The 17,635-nt window shown below is 68.5% G+C and carries 12 protein-coding genes; 4 read left to right on the top strand and 8 right to left on the bottom strand.

The genetic code is table 11. The features are described 5' to 3' along the window. Positions 1-3: 3 nt before the first annotated feature. Positions 4-1,215: an ABC transporter substrate-binding protein gene (locus K307_RS43905; RefSeq protein ID WP_042887343.1), complete on the bottom strand. Its 1,212-nt coding sequence runs from the start codon at positions 1,213-1,215 to the stop codon at positions 4-6. 285 nt (positions 1,216-1,500) lie between these two features. Between K307_RS43905 and K307_RS43900 the strand changes: the two genes are divergently transcribed. Together K307_RS43900 and K307_RS43895 are read left to right on the top strand one after the other, a co-directional pair. Continuing rightward, positions 1,501-3,609, top strand: coding sequence for a molybdopterin-containing oxidoreductase family protein (locus tag K307_RS43900; RefSeq protein WP_042887340.1), 2,109 nt, complete (start codon positions 1,501-1,503; stop codon positions 3,607-3,609). Beyond that, complete coding sequence (locus K307_RS43895) at positions 3,606-4,742, top strand: aminopeptidase (protein WP_042887338.1); 1,137 nt, start codon at positions 3,606-3,608, stop codon at positions 4,740-4,742. Before K307_RS43900 ends, K307_RS43895 begins: the two co-directional genes overlap by 4 nt. Positions 4,743-4,752: 10 nt before the next feature. On the opposite strand, the gene K307_RS43890 is transcribed toward K307_RS43895, so the two are convergent. The 3 genes from K307_RS43890 to K307_RS43880 form a co-directional block, all read right to left on the bottom strand. After that, positions 4,753-6,066, bottom strand: a complete 1,314-nt coding sequence (locus tag K307_RS43890; protein WP_080745418.1) for a branched-chain amino acid ABC transporter substrate-binding protein — start codon at positions 6,064-6,066, stop codon at positions 4,753-4,755. 67 nt (positions 6,067-6,133) lie between these two features. Beyond that, positions 6,134-9,442: an acetyl-CoA carboxylase family protein gene (locus K307_RS43885; protein WP_042887336.1), complete on the bottom strand. Its 3,309-nt coding sequence runs from the start codon at positions 9,440-9,442 to the stop codon at positions 6,134-6,136. Positions 9,443-9,539: 97 nt separating this feature from the next. Next, positions 9,540-11,312, bottom strand: a complete 1,773-nt coding sequence (locus tag K307_RS43880) for an AMP-binding protein (RefSeq protein ID WP_155301386.1) — start codon at positions 11,310-11,312, stop codon at positions 9,540-9,542. A 243-nt stretch (positions 11,313-11,555) separates the two neighbouring features. Between K307_RS43880 and K307_RS43875 the strand changes: the two genes are divergently transcribed. Both K307_RS43875 and K307_RS43870 read left to right on the top strand, forming a co-directional pair. Beyond that, positions 11,556-12,254, top strand: coding sequence for a TetR/AcrR family transcriptional regulator (locus tag K307_RS43875; protein WP_042888138.1), 699 nt, complete (start codon positions 11,556-11,558; stop codon positions 12,252-12,254). Positions 12,255-12,438: 184 nt separating this feature from the next. Then, complete coding sequence (locus tag K307_RS43870) at positions 12,439-14,121, top strand: long-chain fatty acid--CoA ligase (RefSeq protein WP_042887333.1); 1,683 nt, start codon at positions 12,439-12,441, stop codon at positions 14,119-14,121. 73 nt (positions 14,122-14,194) lie between these two features. Here the strand turns inward: K307_RS43870 and K307_RS43865 are convergent, their stop codons facing one another. From K307_RS43865 to K307_RS43850, 4 genes are all read right to left on the bottom strand, one after another. Then, positions 14,195-14,644, bottom strand: coding sequence for a hypothetical protein (locus K307_RS43865; protein ID WP_051975438.1), 450 nt, complete (start codon positions 14,642-14,644; stop codon positions 14,195-14,197). Beyond that, a complete protein-coding gene (locus K307_RS43860; RefSeq protein ID WP_042887331.1) occupies positions 14,641-15,144 on the bottom strand; it encodes a MarR family winged helix-turn-helix transcriptional regulator in 504 nt (167 codons plus the stop codon). The genes K307_RS43865 and K307_RS43860 overlap by 4 nt, the downstream gene beginning before the upstream one ends. A gap of 124 nt (positions 15,145-15,268) precedes the next feature. Continuing rightward, complete coding sequence (locus K307_RS43855; RefSeq protein WP_042887328.1) at positions 15,269-16,270, bottom strand: tripartite tricarboxylate transporter substrate binding protein; 1,002 nt, start codon at positions 16,268-16,270, stop codon at positions 15,269-15,271. 185 nt (positions 16,271-16,455) lie between these two features. After that, entirely contained in the window at positions 16,456-17,589 is a 1,134-nt protein-coding gene (locus K307_RS43850) for a porin (protein WP_042887326.1), read from the bottom strand. Positions 17,590-17,635 lie beyond the last annotated feature (46 nt).

Below are 17,635 nucleotides of genomic sequence, written 5' to 3'. Positions count from 1 at the left end.
GCGTCAGCGAATCACCTGCCCCTTCGAATTAATAATCGTCATCTCCACGAACTTCGACCCCACGTGGTTCTCCGGCGTGAAGTTGACGATAAACCCGCCCAGGTCATAGCTGCGCATCGATTCCAGCGCCGTCACCAGCTTTTCGCGCGTCAGGTCCTTCCCCGCGCGGCGCAGGCCTTCGGTAAAGGCCTTGGCGGCGACAAAGCCTTCGATACTGGCGTAGTCGAACTCACTGGGCCGTCCGGCGGCTTGCAGCAGCCGCAGGTATTCGCGCACCACCGGCAGCGTGGCGTTGCCAGGATGCGGCATCACCTGCGAGATGATCACGCCGCTGCCCTTGGCGCCGACCTCGTTGGCCAGCGCCTGCGTGCCGACGAACGACACGTTGTAGAACTGGCCGTTGTAGCCGCGGCGCAGCGCTTCCTTGACGAAGGCGCCCGCCGTGCGATACGCGCTGATCATCACGATGGCGTCCGGCTGCCCCTTGATCACGCCTTGCATGGCGTCGCCGATCTCCATCGTATTGCGCACCACGGCCTCGCGCGCAACCAGCTGCACGCCGCTGTCGGCCGCGGTCTTCAGCGCGCGTTCCAGTTCCTCGAGCTCGGCCTTGCCGTAGGCATCGTCGTTGTAGACCACGGCCACGCGTTTCAGGCCGGTGGTCTGGATCTGGCGCAGGATCGCCGTGGCCTCGTCGTTGTAGCCGGCGCGGACGTGGAAGACGTAGCGATTGCGCGGCTCGCGCACCGAGCGCGCGCCGGTGTACGGGCCAAAGAACGGCACCTTCGCCTGGATCGCCAGCGGCAATGCAGCCTGGCTGGTGGGCGTGCCGACGTAGCCGAACAGGGCGAAGACACGGTCTTCCTCGATCAGCTTCTTCGTGTTTTTGGCGGCCGGCTCGGGCTCGTAGTAGTCGTCGAGCGCCTCGATGCGGATCTTGCGGCCGTAGATGCCACCCTGCTGGTTGATGTGATCGAAATACAGCCGCGCGCCCGCGTTCATCTGCTTGCCGAGCGAGGCAGCCGGCCCGGTCAGCGCGGCGGATTGTCCCAGCAGGATGGTGTCGGCGGTGACGCCGTTTTCAGAAGTGGCGGCAGCGCCTGCCGCATTGGATGCGATGGCAGCGCCGCTAGCGCCCACCATGCCGCCTGCGCCGATGGCGCACGCCACCAGCAGGCCGGCAAGCCGGCCGTTGACCCTGGATCGGAAAGACATAAACCCCCGCGAAATTGTGGTTCGGTTACCCGTGTTGCCCGTTCGCCGCTGTTGGCCGGTCTGCGCCGGCGTGGTGCGGCAGGACGCGCCGTCGGTACTGTGCCGTCGGCGCGCCGGCACATCATAATCGAATACAATCGGACCAAGATACTCCCCGCCATCGCCCCGCACGGACGGGGACGCGCCGCCCCGCCGGCGCGGCGCAAGCTCTCTGCCAGGCCGGCCTGCGCCAGTCCCTCCGGTTCCGTACAATCGAACAAAAATCACCGACCGCCCGGAGACCCCATGGCTTCCCGCATCGTCCGCGCCGCCTGCCCGCATGACTGCCCCGACACTTGTGCCTTGCTCGTCACCGTAGAAGACGGCCGCGCCACCAAGGTGGCGGGCGATCCCGACCATCCCGGCACGCAGGGCGTGCTGTGCACCAAGGTGTCGCGCTATACCGAGCGCACCTACCACCCGGACCGCCTGCTGACGCCGATGAAGCGCGTCGGCAAGAAGGGTGAGGGGAAGTTCGCCCCGATCTCCTGGGACGAGGCGCTCGACACCATCGCCACCCGCCTGCAGGCCATCGCCGCGCGTGATCCGCAGGCCATCGTGCCGTACAGCTACGCCGGCACCATGGGACTGGTGCAGGGCGAAAGCATGGCCGCGCGCTTCTTCCACAAGCTGGGCGCGTCGCGGCTGGATCGCACCATCTGCGCCAATGCCGGCGCCACCGCGTTGCGCTATACCTACGGCGCCAGCGTCGGCATGGACATGGAGCATGTGGTCGATGCGAAGCTGGTGATCATCTGGGGCGGCAACCCGGTCGCCTCCAACCTGCACTTCTGGACACGCGCGCAAGAGGCCAAGCGGCGCGGCGCCACGCTGGTGGCGATCGACCCGTACCGCTCGCTGACCGCCGAGAAGTGCCACCGCCATATCGCGCCGATGCCGGGCACCGACGGCGCGCTGGCGCTGGCGATGATCCACGTGCTGATCCGCGACGACCTGCTCGACCACGACTACATTGAGCGCCACACCGTGGGCTTCGACGCGCTGCGCGAGCGCGCGCAGGCCTACAGCCCGGCGCGCGCGGCCGAGATCTGCGGCATTCCCGTGGAGGATATCGAGTGGCTCGCAGGCCTCTATGGCCAGCTAGCCGTGCGCGAGCGCCAGCCGGTGGCGATCCGCCTGAACTACGGCATGCAACGCGTGCACGGCGGCGGCCAGGCGGTGCGCGCGGTGGCTTGTCTGCCGTCGCTGGTGGGTGCGTGGCGCCAGGCCGCGGGCGGCCTGCAGCTGTCGACCTCGGGTTTCTTCCCGGTCAACGAAGCGGCACTGCAACGCCCGGACCTGTTGCCAGGGTGGCCCAAGACGTTGCCGCGCATCGTCAACATGAGCACCATCGGCGATGCGCTGCTCGACCCGGGCGCCGACGGCGCGCCGCGCATCGAGGCGGTGGTGGTCTACAACAGCAACCCGGTCGCGGTCGCGCCCGAATCCGGCAAGGTGGCCGAAGGCTTCGCCCGCGAAGACCTGTTCACGGTGGTGCTGGAGCACTTCCGCACCGACACCGCAGACTACGCCGACATCCTGCTGCCGGCCACCACGCAGCTCGAGCATACCGACGTGCACAAAGCCTACGGCCACACCTATTTCCTGGCCAACAATGCCGCGATCTCGCCGATGGGCGAGGCGCTGCCCAATACCGAGATGTTCCGCCGCCTGGCACAGCGCATGGGCTTCGATGATCCGTGCTTCGCCGACAGCGACGAGGACATTGCCGCGCAGGCCATCATCCCGGGCGATGCGCGCGCTGCCGGCATAACGTGGGAATCGCTGAAGGAGCAGGGCTGGCAGAAGCTGGCGCTGGCAGCAGCGCCGTTCGCCAACGGCGGCTTCCCGACTGCCTCGGGCAAGTGCCAGTTCTATTCCGAGCCGATGGCGCGCGACAGGCTCGACCCGCTGCCCGACTACGTGCCGCAGTACGAAGCGCCGTCGACCGCGCCCGACCTGGCCGCGCGCTACCCGTTGGCGATGATCTCGCCGCCGGCGCGCAACTTCCTCAACAGTTCCTTCGTCAACGTCGACAGCCTGCGCGCCACCGAAGGCGAGCCGCACCTGGACATCCACCCGGCCGACGCCGCCGAGCGCGGCATCGTGCACGGCGCGATGGTGCGCGCCTTCAACGACCGCGGCAGCCTGCTGGCGCGCGCCCGCGTCACCGACCGCGCCCGGCGCGGGCTGGTGGTAGGGCTGTCGATCTGGTGGAAGAAGCTCGCCCCGGATGGCAAGAACGCCAACGAGCTGACCAGCCAGCGCCTGACCGATCTTGGCCGCGCGCCGGTGTTCTATGACTGCCTGGTGCAGGTGGAGGCCTGCCCGGAAGCGACCCCCATCCAGGCATGAAGCAGTGGCCCGGCCGCCGGCGCGGAGCGGCACTCCTGGCAGCGACGGGCCTGGTGTCACTGACCCTGCTGACGGCCGGGTGCGAGACCGTGGGCTACTACGCACAGTCGATCGGCGGCCATCTCGGCGTGATGGCGCAGGCGCAGCCGCTGACCGACGCCATCGCCGGCGCGCGCGACGCCAACGACGCGCGCCTGGCGCAACGGCTGGCCCTGGCGGGCCGCATCCGCGACTATGCCTCGCGCGAACTGAAGCTGCCCGACAACGGCAGCTACCGCCGCTACGCGAACCTGCATCGGCCGTATGTGGTGTGGAGCGTATTCGCCACGCCGGAGCTGTCGATGGACCTGCGCAAGTGGTGTTTCCCCATCGTCGGCTGCATCAGCTACCGCGGCTACTATGCGCAGTCCGATGCCGAACAGTACGCACAAAGCCTGCGCCGCGACGGGTATGAGGCCTATGTGGCCGGCATCCCCGCGTATTCGACGCTCGGCTATTTCGACGATCCGCTGCTCAATACCTTCGTCTACCTGCCCGAAGGCGAGCTGGCGCGGCTGATCTTCCATGAGCTGGCGCACCAGGTGGTCTACGTGCGCAACGACACTGCCTTCAACGAGTCCTTCGCCACCGCGGTGGAAGCCGCCGGCGTGGAACGCTGGCTGGCCGAGGATGCCTCCGAGGACGCACGCGCCAGCTATCGCCAGTACGACGCCCGGCGCCAGCAGTTCCGCGCGCTGCTGCTCGCCACCCGCGACCGGTTGGCTGCCCTTTACCTGACACCGCTGGGCGATAACGCCAAGCGCGAGGGCAAGGCGGCGATCTTTGCCGACCTGCGCGCGCAGTACGCGCGTCTGAAGACGGAGTGGGGCGGCTATACTGGCTATGACCGCTGGTTCGACCAGCCGCTGACGAACGCGCACCTGGCGGCGGTGGCGACCTACCAGCAGTGGGTGCCGGCCTTTACCGCGCTGCTGGCGCAGTGCGACGGCGACTGGCGCCGCTTCTATACGGAGGCCGCTCGCATCGGCGCGCTGCCCGCCGCCGAGCGCGAGGCCGCGCTGCAGCGGCTGGCGCCGCCGGCCACGCGCGTCGGCACGCTGACCGCGAGCGGCAAGGCGGCAGAGACCAACTGAGCCGCCTGGCTCAGGCGCCGACCGGACGCTTCATCCGGCATGCCGACGGCAGGTCCAGCGCCCTGGCCGGCGTGGTGCTGTTAAGGCGGAAGCCGTACTGCGTGCCTTCCGCACCCACCTTCACCGTCTTGCCATCGACCGGCGCCACCGTCGACACCACCTGCGGCAGCAGCAACTGGTGGTCGTTTTTGCGAATCACCACCTCGCCCAGCGCGGTGCGGGTCTGCAGGCCTTCCAGCGCCAGCGCGACCTTGGTGGGATCGTCGGTGCCGGCACGGCGCATTGCCTCGCTGACCAACTGCACCGAGACCAGCACGCGTGGGGCAAAGTATTCGCCTGCCGCGGTCTGCTTTACGCGTGCGGCCAGGGGCGCCAGCACCGCGTCATCGCCATTGGGCAGCCATTCCGAGACCCAGGTGAGCCGCCCGGTCTTCGCCTGCGACACCGCCAGGACCGTGCCCGGCGCGCCGCCGCCGCTGTGGTTCAGGTAGCGCACGTCGTAGCCGATATCGCCGGCAGCCTTGATCAGCAGGCTCAGGTCCTGGCCCCAGTTGCCGGTGACCACGGTATCGGCGCCGCTCGCCTTGACCTTGCCGATATAGGGCGCGAAGTCCTTCACCTTGCCCAGCGGATGCAGCGTCTCGCCGACGATCTTGGTGTCGGGGCGCGCGTTGGTGATCATCTGCTGGCCGAGCGCCGCCCACACGCGGCCGTGCGCATAGTCCTGGTTCAGCAGGTAAAGGTTGTGGATGTCCTTCTGCTCGCGCGTGAAGTCGGCCAGCGCGCGCATTTTCATCGCGGTATTGGCCTCGGTGGCGAAGTGCCAGAAGCTGCAGCGCGCGCCGGTCAGGTCCGGGTCGATCGAAGCGTAGTTGACGATCAGGATGCGCTTGTCGGGGTTGCGCTCGTTGTGACGGGTAGCGGCCTCGACCAGCGCCGTCACCACCGATGAGCCCGAGCCGCCGGTGAACACGACTTTCGCGCCGGCATCGATCGCGCTTTGCAGCGCCGACAGGCTATCCTGCGCCGACAGCTTGTTGTCGTAGCTGATCAGCTCGTACTTGCGCCCCAGCACACCGCCCTGCGCGTTGGCGTCGTCGAGTGCGAACTTCAGGTTGGCCTGGAAGATCTCGCCGACATTGGCCAGCGGCCCCGAGAGCTGGTCGATAAAGGCGACCTTGATCGGGGCGCTGGTGGCCTGCGCCGATGCCGCGGCAGGTGCGAGGGCAATCAGGGCGGCGGCCGCGAGCGTGGCCAGCGGACGAACCTTGCGGGCCTTGCCGGGTTTGGCGCGTGCGGGCAGGGCAGTGGCGGTGCTGTGCATCAGGTGTCTCCTCCTGTGTCGGATGCTGCGTCGAATGGTCAAGCCCGGGCGGCGTCGTGCGCGCCGCTTACCAGGTGTCGATGAAGCGTCGCTGCGATGCCTGCCGGCGGCCGAGGCTGCCGGGCGGTACCGAGGCCAGCCCGCGCAGCAGCCAGCGGCGCGTGTCGGCCGGGTCGATCACGGCGTCGATCTCCAGGTGGCTCGCCATGTTGAGCGCGCGGCCGCGCTGGTAGGCGGCATCGACCATGCGCGCGAACAGCGCCTCGCGTTCGTCGGGATCGGCCACCGCTTCGAGCTCCTTGCGAAAGCCGAGCCGGATCGAGCCTTCGATGCCCATCGCGCCGAACTCGCCGCTGGGCCACGCCGCGGTGAAGAAGGGCGCCGCGAAGCTGCCGCCGGCCATCGCCTGCGCGCCCAGCCCGTAACCCTTGCGCAGCACCACCGTGAAGAACGGCACGCGCAGCGCGCCGGCGGTGACGAACAGGCGCGACACATGCCGCACCGTCGCGGTCTTCTCCGCCTGCGGCCCGACCATAAAGCCAGGGGTGTCGCACAGCGACACGATCGGCAGCCCGTGCGCATCGCACAACTGCATGAAGCGCGCGGCCTTGTCGGCGGCGGCGCTGTCGATGGCGCCGCCGAGGTGGCGCGGGTTGTTGGCGATGCAGCCGAAGGCGCGGCCTTCGATGCGGATCAGCGCGGTGATGATGCCGGTGCCGAACGCCGCGCGCAGCTCCAGCACCGATCCGGTATCGGCCAGCGCCGCGATCACCGCGCGCATGTCGTAGCTGCGCAGGCGGTTCTCGGGGATGGCGTGGCGCAGGTGGCGCGGGTCTTCGGCCTGCCAGTCCTTCACCTCGCCCTGGAAGAAGGAGAGGTAGCGCTGCGCGGCGTCGACCGCCGCCTGTTCGTCGTCGACCAGCACGTCGATCACGCCGTTGGGCCCCTGCACGCTGATCGGTCCCACTTCCTCCGGCGCGTAGACGCCCAGCCCGCCGCCTTCGATCATCGCCGGGCCGCCCATGCCGATGGTGGCGCTGCGCGTGGCGATGATGACATCGGCACAGCCCAGCAGCGCGGCGTTGCCGGCGAAGCAGCGGCCCGACACGATGCCCACCAGCGGCACCTGCCCCGACAGCCGCGCGAACTGGATAAACGAGGTGCAGTCCAGTCCCGCCACCACCGGCATGTCGGTATCGCCCGGCCGGCCGCCGCCGCCTTCGGCGAACAGCACCACCGGCACCTGCCACTGGCGCGCCAGCGCCAGCATGCGGTCCAGCTTCTTGTGGCCGTAGAAGCCCTGTGTGCCGGCCAGCACGGTGTAGTCGTAGGCAAGCACCATGCAGCGGGTGTCCTCGCCCGGGAAGCGCGCCGCGTTGACGGTGCCGATGCCGGTGACGATGCCGTCGGCGGGCGTCGCGCGGACCAGGTTGTCGACGCTGCGGCGCTGCCGTTGCGCGGCGATGGCGAGCGCGCCGTATTCGATAAAGGAGCCATCGTCGCACAGCTGCGCGATATTCTCGCGCGCGGTGCGGCCGCCCTGGGCGCGCCGCTTGGCTACGGCCTGCGCTCGCGCGGCGTCGTGGCCGAGCGCATGGCGTTCCAGCGTCTCGCGCAGGTCAGCTCGGATATGGTCGAGGTCGGCCGCGGCGGTGGTTTCCGCGGCATGGCCGGCGTCGCCGCCGGGGGCCAGCACCACCACTGGCGCGCCGGCGCGCAATGTCGTCCCAGCCGCGACCAGCACGCGCAGCACCGTGCCGGCGGCGGGCGCTTCCAGCGGGTGCTCCATCTTCATCGCCTCGATGATGGCCAGCGGCTGGCCGCGCCGCACCGTGTCGCCTTCGCGCACGTGGAGGGCGGCGAGTGCGCCGTCCATCGGCGCGGCCACGGCGACGGCGTCGTCGGGGATGTCGGCCAGCGCGTTGTCGTCATCGATTTGCGTATCGGCGGCGAGCGTCGGGGGCGCGTGCAGCGCCGGATGGTCGCCGTCGGCCCCGGCCAGTGCGGCCAGCGTTGCGTCGAGGTACTGCGTATGCACCGCGTTGCGGCGCACATCGTCCAGCTGCAGCAGGTCCTGCAGCAGGCGGCGGTTGGTGTCGATGCCTTCGATGCGGAACTCGCACAGTGCGCGGTAGGCGATCGCCAGCGCGCGCGCATAGTCGCCGCCGGGCTCGTGCACGATCAGCTTGGCCAGCAGCGAGTCGAAGCGCGGGTTGGCGATCATGCCGGCAAAGCCGGCGCTGTCCACGCGCACGCCGGGACCGTTGGGCGGCTCGAACGCCGTCAGCGTGCCGCTGGCGGGGCGCAGCTGGCCGTGCGCATCGAGGTGCTCGGCATTGATGCGCAGTTGCACGGCGACGCCGCGCGGGGCGGGCGCCTGCTCCAGCCCCAGGTCGGCCAGGCTGGCGCCGGCGGCGATCGCCAGCTGGGTCTGGACCAGGTCGACGCCGGTCACCATCTCGGTCACCGTGTGCTCGACCTGCAAGCGTGGATTGGCTTCCATGAACCAGCACGACGGTTGGGCGTTGCCGCCGTCCTCCACCAGGAACTCGAACGTGCCCAGTCCGCGATAGGCCGCGGCACGCGCCAGCGTGGCGGCGGCGTCGGCCAGGCGCGCACGCAGCGCATGGTCGAGCGCCGGGCTCGGCGCGACCTCAACCAGCTTCTGGTGGCGCCGCTGCAGGCTGCATTCGCGCTCGCCCAGCGTCAGCACGCGGCCGTTGGCGTCGGCGACCACCTGGATCTCGATATGGCGGGGCGCTTCGACGATACGCTCCACATAGACGGCGCCGTTTCCGAACGCGGCCGTCGCCTCGGAAACGCAGCGCGCATAGGCTTCGTCGATCTCATTCGCGTGGCGCACCGCGCGCATGCCCCGCCCGCCGCCGCCGGCGAGCGCCTTGATCATTATGCCGGCGCGCCCCTGCAGGCTGCTGAAAAAGGCGTGCGCCTGCGCCAGCGTGGTCGGGCCGGTGCTGCCGGGCACGACCGGCACGCCATGCTCGCGCGCCAGCGCACGGGCGCGCGCCTTGTCGCCGAACAGGCGCAGCACGTCGGGCGCCGGGCCGGCGAAGACCAGCCCGGCATCGAGGCAGGCCTGCGCGAAATCGGCGTTCTCGGACAAGAAGCCGTAGCCCGGATGCACCATGCCGCAACCGGAGCGGCGCGCGGCGTCGACCATGGCATCGATGTCGAGGTAGGCGCGCGGGCCGGTGCCGGGCAGCGCGATGGCTGCGTCGGCCTTGCGCACATGCAGCGCGTCGCGGTCGTCTTCGCTGTAGACCGCAACAGTGGGCATGCCCATCGCGGCCGCGGCACGCGCGATGCGGATGGCGATTTCGCCGCGATTGGCGATCAGGAGTTTGTCCAGCGTCATGATGCAGAGGTGTTGGCCGAAGGCTTGGTTTGCTCCCCTCTCCCGCTTGCGGGAGAGGGGCCGGGGGAGAGGGCAGGTGCGTCGCAGGCCGACGCCGTCAGCCAGCCTGCTCCGCCAACACCACCAGATCCTGCTTGCGCACCTTCCCCGTAGCCGTCAGCGGCAACGCCTCGACGATGCGCACCTCCGGCACCTTGTAGACCGCCATGCTGGCGCGGCACCACGCCGCCAGGCCGGCTTCGTCGACCGTGCCCGCGGCCTCGGGTTTGAGCATGATGAAAGCCACTGGCACCTGCCCGCGGTCTTCGTCGCTGCGCCCGACCACGGCCGAGCCCAGGATCGCCGGATGCTGGCCGAACATGGCCTCGATCTCGGCCGGGAACACGCTCATGCCATTGACCTTGAGCATCTCCTTGCGGCGCCCGAGGTAGTGGATGTAGCCGTGCTCGTCGATCAGCCCGATATCGCCGGTATGGAACCAGCCGTCGCGCATCGATTCGCGCGTGGCGTCGGGTTTGTTCCAGTAGCCCTTGAGCAGGGTCGGCGTGCGCACGCACAGCTCGCCCTCGCTGCCCGGCGGCAGCAGCGCGCCGGTGCCGAAGTCGCATACCTTGAACTCGGTGCCCGGCACCGGCAGGCCGACGAAGACCGGCTGCGCGCGCAGGTCCATGTCGTCGTCCTGCATGCCGTAGGTGAAAGTGTTGCAGGTCTGGGTCTCGGTCATGCCCCAGGCGCTTTCGGCGATGGTCGAGCCGGTCAGCGCCTGCCAGCGGCGACGGTAGTCCAGGTTCAGCTTCTTGACGAAGGACGACACGCCGACATGGCGCAGCGAGCGCAGGTCGTATTCGCCCACACGCGGATGGTCCATCACCTCGACCGCGCTGTCGACCAGCATCGATGCATTGGTTACGCGGTAGCGCTGCACCGCGGCCATGAAGGTCTGCGCGTCCCAGCGCGCCAGCAGCACCAGCGGGATGCCGAAGAACGCCGGGAAGATCAGGCACAGGTTCTCGCCGGCAATCCAGAACTCGGGGAAGAAGCCCAGCATCACGGTGTCGTCCTGCACCGGCAGCGCCACGGCGCCGAACGCGGCGGCCATGTCGACCATGTCGCCCTGGGTGTGGATGCAGCCCTTCGGCAGGCCGGTGGTGCCGCCGGTGTAGTTGAGCGCGGCGGGGGCGTCGATGGCGGGAACGGTGATGGGCGCGGGCGCGGTGCAGGCGGCCATGGCCGGCAGCAGGTCGATGGCGCGGTCTTCGGGCTCGGGCGGGTGGCGCGGTGTCTGCACCATCGGCGGCAGCGGCAGCGTGGGTTCGTCAGGGACGACGTCGGCAAAGCTGGTGACGAACAGCAGTTCGAGCGGGTCGGCGTCACCGAGCGCTTTGCGGGTATCGGCTACCAGCGGCAGCAACTGGTCCAGCGCCACCAGCGCGCGCGGCGTGGCGTCGCGCAGCGCATGCAGCAGTTCGGCGCGCTGCGACAGCGGGCTCACCGGCACGTACACCGCGCCCAGCTTGAGGATGCCGAAGAACACCACGTGGAACTGCGGGCAGTTGGGCAGCAGCACCGCGACGCGGTCGCCGGGACCGATGCCGCTGGCGGCCAGCAGCGCCGCGCAGCGGTCGCTCTGCGCATCGAGTTCGGCGTAGGAGATCTGGTGGCCGTAGAAAATCACCGCCGGCTGGCCTGGGCGCGCGCGGCCCCAGTGACGCAGCATCTCCGACAACGGGATGCGTCCCAGCGGGTATTGCGGCGCGCGCGGCGCGCCGGGCGGCCACGCCGCCTGCCAGCGCCGGTCCAGGTCGGCAAGATAGTTCGCCTCGTTGATCGGCGCGCCCGCGGGCGCGGCATGCGATGCGGTCTGGTCCATCCGTGCGGTCTCCTCGCGGTGTTCAGCGCAACGGCGACACGGACGCGGCGGCTCGCGTCAGGCAGCGTTGCGGCTGGCTGTACTCGTAAGGCGCTACTCGTTGGTATATTTATGTACCGGGCGGTATGATCGTAGGCGGATCGGCCGTTCGCGTCAATCGGCCCGATCCCCTGCGGCGCACGCGTGGTGCCTGCAAGGGGCCGCCGGGATGGAGCAACCATGCCGTCATGCGAGAATTGCATCATGTCGATCGCTCCAAGACCCGCAATCCCATCCGCCCCGCAGACCCCGTCGCTGACGACCCCGTCCGACCCGTCGCAGAACGCCGCCCCGCAAGGCCAGGCCGCGCGCCCGCATATCGCCGAGCGCCAGGAAGCGCGGCGCCGCCAGATCCTGGACACCGCCGCGCAGCTCTTCTACACCAAGGGCTACCCCGGCATGACCATGAACGACCTGTGCCGCGCACTGGGCGTGACCAAGCCGGCGGTCTACTACTACTTCACCGACAAGTACGAGATCTTCGACATCCTGTGTCGCGAGTCGGCGCAGACCTGCCTGCCGGTCATCCGCGAGACCGCCGACCCGGCGCTGCCGGTACGCGAGCGCCTGCACGCCTGCCTGCTCGAAATGGCGCGCCGCTGCGTGGCCTGCCATGTGCCGGCGACGCTGAGCTTCCGCGACAACCAGTACCTGCGTCCGGACACCGTGGCCTGGCTCGACAGCATGGCGCGCGATTTCTACCGCGACCTGTACGCGCTGCTGGAGGAGGGCAAGCACGAGGGCGTGTTCGCCTTCGGCGATGCGCGCGTGACCGCGCATGCGATCGGAAGCGTGGTCGGCTTCATGTACACCTGGCACGAGCCAGGCCGCATGGATGCGGAGGCGCTGGCGCAGGAGCTTGCGACCAACATGATGAAGCTGGTGCTGCCCAGCGGTGGATAAGCGCACGTCCGGCTAAGGGTTATCCCGCTACTTCCGTAGAATCGGTGGCGCATAATGCCCGTCAGGGGCGCTGCGCTGTGATCGATCGCCCTGAGGACTTCGTCTAAGTTGTTGTTTAAACCGGGGCGCACGTTTAGCATCTCGAAAAATCGAACGACCATTCAGAAATTCAGGAGACGGTGCTATGGAAAGAATTTGGCTGAAACACTACCCGGCCGGCGTCCCCGCCGAGATCGATGCCAGCCAGTTCCGCTCGCTCGCCGCGTTGCTCGAGGCGTCTTTCCGCACCTATGCCGACCGCAAGGCCTTCGTCTGCATGGACAAGGCGATCACCTACGGCGAGCTGGACCAGCTCTCGGCCCACTTCGCCGCGTGGCTGCAGTCGCGCGGGCTGCGCCCGGGCGCGCGCGTGGCGATCATGATGCCGAACGTGCTGCAGTACCCGGTGGTGCTGGCCGCGGTGTTGCGCGCCGGTTTCGTGGTGGTCAACGTCAACCCGCTCTACACCCCGCGCGAGCTCGAGCACCAGCTCAAGGACAGCGGCGCCGAGGCGATCGTGATTCTCGAGAACTTTGCCGCCACGCTGCAGCAGGTGCTGGCCAAGACCCCGGTCAAGCACGTGGTGGTGGCCAGCATGGGCGACATGCTCGGCGGCCTGAAGGGCGCGATCGTCAATTTCGTCGTGCGCAATGTCAAGAAGATGGTGCCGGCGTGGGAGCTGCCCAACTGCGTGCGCTTCAACAACGTGCTGGCCGAGGGCCGCAAGCTGACGCTGCAGCCGGCCACCTCGGGTCCGGACGATATCGCGTTCCTGCAGTACACCGGCGGCACCACTGGCGTGTCCAAGGGCGCTGTGCTGCTGCACCGTAATGTCGTCGCCAACGTGCTGCAGTCCGAGGCGTGGATGCAGCCGGCGCTGGCCAAGGGCGGCCATATCGACCAGCCGATCACCATCACCGCGCTGCCGCTGTACCACATCTTCGCGCTGACGGTCTGCTGCCTGCTGGGCATGCGCAGCGGCGGCATGAGCGTGCTGATTCCCAATCCGCGCGATATCCCGGGCTTTATCAAGGAACTGCAGAAGTACAAGTTCAACATGTTCCCGGCCGTCAACACGCTGTACAACGCGCTGCTCAACAACCCGGAAATCGGCAAGGTGGATTTCTCCGGCCTGCGCGTGGCCAACGGCGGCGGCATGGCGGTGCAGGAGGCGGTGGCCAAGAAATGGCTGGCCAAGACCGGATGCCCGATCATCGAAGGCTACGGCCTGTCCGAGACCTCGCCGTCGGCCACCTGCAACCCGACCGACACCGACGCGTTCTCCGGCACCATCGGCATGCCGCTGCCGTCGACCGAAGTGGTGATCCGCGACGACGACGGCAAGGACGTGCCGCTCGGCCAGCCGGGCGAGATCTGCATCCGCGGCCCCCAGGTGATGGCCGGCTACTGGAACCGCCCGGACGAGACCGCCAAGGTCATGACCGCGGACGGCTTCTTCAAGACCGGCGATATCGGCGTGATGGACGAGCGCGGCTACACCAAGATCGTCGACCGCAAGAAGGACATGATCCTGGTGTCGGGCTTCAACGTGTACCCGAACGAGGTCGAGGGCGTGGTCGCCGAGTGCCCGGGCGTGCTGGAAGTGGCCGCGGTGGGCGTGCCCGACACGCACTCGGGCGAGGTGGTCAAGCTGTTCGTGGTCAAGAAGGACCCGGCGCTGACCGAGGCCGACGTGATCGAGTTCTGCAAGGAACGCCTTACCGGCTACAAGCGGCCCAAGTACGTGGAGTTCCGCACCGAGCTGCCCAAGACCAACGTGGGCAAGATCCTGCGCCGCGAATTGCGCGACAGCCGCAAGGCGGCGTGAGCGCGAGGAGCGCGCCAACGAGAACGGACTCCCGAGCGGAGGCCGTTTTTCTTTCAGGCAGCGTCCAGGCGCCTCAGCACTCGTTCGACGGCGCCAGCCTGGCGTCGCTGCTGCCGTCCAGATAAATCACCCGCACGCACGCCCCCGGCTCCACGCCCGGTATCGCCGGCGCATTGGCCGACACGATCGCGCCGTCCATGGTCCGCACCTTGTACTGGAACAGGTCGATCTGCTGCACCGGCGCAGGACGGCTGAACAGCCGGGTCAGGTCAAACGCGAAGCCCACGCCGACCGCGCCACCGCCGCCGCCCCCGCTCGCGGCGCCCACGCCGACGCTGGTGCCGCCGCCATAGTAGGAGGGCACCTGCGCCACGTCCATTCGCGTCAGGAAGGTCTTCTCGGTCACGCGGCCGAGCTTGACGACGGCATTCACCGGCGTGACCTGCGGCGGCGGCGGCGTGCTGCTGCAGGCAGCCAGCACCGGCACCAGGCCGCACAGGGTGAGGAAGGTCAGGGTCTTCATGGCGAGATCAGGCCGGTCTTGAGCCGGCCAAGCAGTCGGAACAGGGCACGCCGGTCGGTTTCGGCCAGGCCGGAGAACAGTTGCTCGATCCAGTCCTCGTGCGCGCGCGCCATGCGCGAGAACGCGGCGCGTCCGGCCGGCGTCAGGCGGATCAGGTAGGCGCGGCGGTCCGTGGGCAGGGCCTCGCGCGAGACCAGCCCTTCCTGCTGCAACTGGTCGGTGATGCCGGTGACGTTGCCGCCGGTCACCATCATGCGGCGCGACAGCTCGCCCATCTTCAGGCCTTCGGGATGGCGGTCGAGCTGGGCCAGCAGGTCGAAACGGGGCAGGGTGCAGGCAAACTCCTGGCGCAGCCGCGAACGGATATCACCCTCGATCAGGTTGGTGCAGGTCAGCAGCCGCAGCCACAGCCGCAGGGCTTCGTGCTCGGTCTGGTCGGCACGCGTTTCAAGGTCGACCGGCGCGTTCTCGGCGCCGGCGGCAGGGGAAAGGTTTGGCATCTTCAGGGCGACAGTGCGCGGGTGTGCGGCCGGGGCCGCCAGGCTGCGGGGCCAGCGGCGACATTTGATGCCTCAAGTATATGCGCGATGCGCGCCGCCGCCCCTGCTGGCGATCAAGTCGCGCTTAATCGACCTTGGCGCCCGAATCTTTGACCACCTTGGCCCACTTGGCGGTCTCGGACCGGATCAGCGCGGCGAACTGCTCCGGCGTGTTGCCGACCGGCTCGGCGCCCTGCGCCTGCAGGCGCTCGCGCACCGCGGGCGCGCTGAGCGCTTTTGCCACTTCCTGCTGGATGCGGTGGATGACGTCCGGCGGCGTGCCGGCCGGCGACAGCATGCCGAACCACGAGCTGGCCTCGTATTGCGGCAGGTTGGCGGCCTGCGCCACGGTCGGCACGCCCGGCAGCGCCGGCGACGGCTTGGCGCTGGTCACGGCCAGCGCTTTGAGCTTGCCGCCCTTGATCAGGGCCATCGACGAAGGCAGGTTGTCGAACATCACCTGCACGGTGCCGCCGGTCAGGTCCGTCAGCGCCGGCCCACTGCCCTTGTACGGGAAGTGGACCATAAAGGTTTTGGTCTGGGTCTTGAACAGTTCGCCCGCCAGGTGGATCGAGGTGCCGTTGCCGCTGGAAGCCATGTTGAGCTTGCCGGGATTGGCGCGCGCGTAGCTGATCAGGTCCTTGACGCTGTCGATCTTGTTCTGCTGCGCGAATGCCGGGTTGACCACCAGCACGTTGGGCACGGCCGCCACTTCGGTGATCGGTGCGAAGTCCTTGATCGGGTCGAACGGCAGCTTGCCGTACAGCGACTGGTTGATGCCATGCGTGCCGACGGTACCCATCAGCAGTGTGTAGCCGTCGGGCGCGGCCTTGGCGACGATGTCGGCGCCGATATTGCCGCCGGCGCCGGGTTTGTTGTCGACCACCACGTTCCAGCCCGGCAGCTTGGCCAGCTCCGCGGCCACGGCCCGCGCCAGGATATCGGTGGTGCCGCCGGCGGCGAACGGGACCACCAGCCGGATCGGCTTGGCCGGATAGGGATCGGCCGCCAGCGCCGACGGGCTGGCGAGCGCGGCAAGGCTGGCGGACAGCAGCAGCGCGACGGCGCGCCGGCGATTGGGTTGCATGCGTGAGTCTCCTGGTGTTGTCCGCTCGTGAGGTCGGTGGGGCGGCTACAGTGAGTGCATTCTAGTCCGCTGCCGGGGTGGCGCCGATGAGGTGATGCCCTATGGGAAATGGGGGGCGTGCCAATGAAAAAAGGCACCCGGAGGTGCCTTTGCAGATCGGCCTTGCGACCCGGATCGACTGGCGATCAGAACTTGTGACGGATACCCAGTGCGGCGCCGATCATCGTGGTCTTGCCGGTGCCCAGGAAGTAGCCGTTGGCGAAGCTGATTGCCGAGGTGTCGAAGTTCAGGCCGGCGTACTTCGAGAAGGCGGTGGTCAGGTACACGTCGGTGCGCTTGGACAGGTTGTAGTCGGCGACGAACGAAATCTGCCAGGGGTTCTTGATGTTGTTGGTGGCGCCGGTGGCGGCCAGGTTCAGGTTCTTGACGTCGTCGTAGTAGTAAGCCAGCGTCAGGCCCAGTGCCGGCGTGACCTGGTAGTTGGCACCGACCCAGTAGTAGTTGTCCTTCAGGATCGTATTGTCGTTCGGTGCCTTGTTCATGCCCCACCGATAGCCGGCCATCACCTTGGCCGGGCCGAAGGCATAGCTGGCGGCCACCGCGGCCTTCTTGAAGTCGCCGGTGCCACCGGCGGCGTTCAGGGTCGGGTTGTACTGGTCATAGGCGGCGGTAATGCCGAACGGGCCGGTGGCCCACGCCAGGCCGGCACCGTAGCCGGTGTCGCGGCGGAACTGGCCCGGGACTTCGCCACCGCCGGCGACGCCGTTACCGAACGACCAGTGCGCGACCGCGGTCACCGGGCCGAACTTGCCGGTGTACTTGGCGGTGTTGTCCGAACGGAAGTTCAGGCCCAGTTGGGCGACCACCGGTTCGTACTGGGTGGCATAGCCGGTCGGAGAAAAGTTGGCCATCATGTCGAACAGCGACGTGTACTGGCGACCGAAGGTGAAGCGGCCGACCTGGTCGCTTTCCAGGCCGACGTAGGCTTGACGACCGAACAGGCGGCCACCTTGCTGCGATTTCCCGTCATCCAGTCCGAAACCGCTTTCCAGCACGAACAGCGCCTTCAGGCCGCTGCCCAGGTCTTCCACGCCACGCAGGCCCCAACGCGAACCGGACAGGCCGCCGGACGACATGCGGAAGAGGTTCTCAGCCGGGCCGGTCGCGAATCCGTTGGCCGCCGACGGCGTGACACTCGACACATGGCTCACGTACTCGATGTTGGCATCCGCCACACCATAGAGCGTCACGCTCGATTGGGCCTGCGCCGCCCCAGCAAATGTGCCAAGCGCTGCCAGCGCCAGAAGCGATTTCTTCATGCTCGATGATCTCCACTGTAAGAATTATTGGTGACGCTGCAGGGGA

It is taken from the genome of Cupriavidus necator A5-1, from assembly GCF_000744095.1.
Lineage (GTDB): Bacteria > Pseudomonadota > Gammaproteobacteria > Burkholderiales > Burkholderiaceae > Cupriavidus > Cupriavidus necator_A.
This window is presented reverse-complemented; position numbering and strand designations above follow the sequence as displayed.

Bases quoted from the DNA above. Each gene is read 5' to 3' on its own strand.
- K307_RS43890 (WP_080745418.1), bottom strand. From the start codon at position 6,066: ATGCACAGCACCGCCACTGCCCTGCCCGCACGCGCCAAACCCGGCAAG.
- K307_RS43850 (WP_042887326.1), bottom strand. From the start codon at position 17,589: ATGAAGAAATCGCTTCTGGCGCTGGCAGCGCTTGGCACATTTGCTGGG.
- K307_RS43905 (WP_042887343.1), bottom strand. From the start codon at position 1,215: ATGTCTTTCCGATCCAGGGTCAACGGCCGGCTTGCCGGCCTGCTGGTG.
- K307_RS43860 (WP_042887331.1), bottom strand. From the start codon at position 15,144: ATGCCAAACCTTTCCCCTGCCGCCGGCGCCGAGAACGCGCCGGTCGAC.
- K307_RS43875 (WP_042888138.1), top strand. From the start codon at position 11,556: ATGTCGATCGCTCCAAGACCCGCAATCCCATCCGCCCCGCAGACCCCG.
- K307_RS43870 (WP_042887333.1), top strand. From the start codon at position 12,439: ATGGAAAGAATTTGGCTGAAACACTACCCGGCCGGCGTCCCCGCCGAG.
- K307_RS43900 (WP_042887340.1), top strand. From the start codon at position 1,501: ATGGCTTCCCGCATCGTCCGCGCCGCCTGCCCGCATGACTGCCCCGAC.
- K307_RS43855 (WP_042887328.1), bottom strand. From the start codon at position 16,270: ATGCAACCCAATCGCCGGCGCGCCGTCGCGCTGCTGCTGTCCGCCAGC.
- K307_RS43865 (WP_051975438.1), bottom strand. From the start codon at position 14,644: ATGAAGACCCTGACCTTCCTCACCCTGTGCGGCCTGGTGCCGGTGCTG.
- K307_RS43885 (WP_042887336.1), bottom strand. From the start codon at position 9,442: ATGACGCTGGACAAACTCCTGATCGCCAATCGCGGCGAAATCGCCATC.
- K307_RS43895 (WP_042887338.1), top strand. From the start codon at position 3,606: ATGAAGCAGTGGCCCGGCCGCCGGCGCGGAGCGGCACTCCTGGCAGCG.
- K307_RS43880 (WP_155301386.1), bottom strand. From the start codon at position 11,312: ATGGACCAGACCGCATCGCATGCCGCGCCCGCGGGCGCGCCGATCAAC.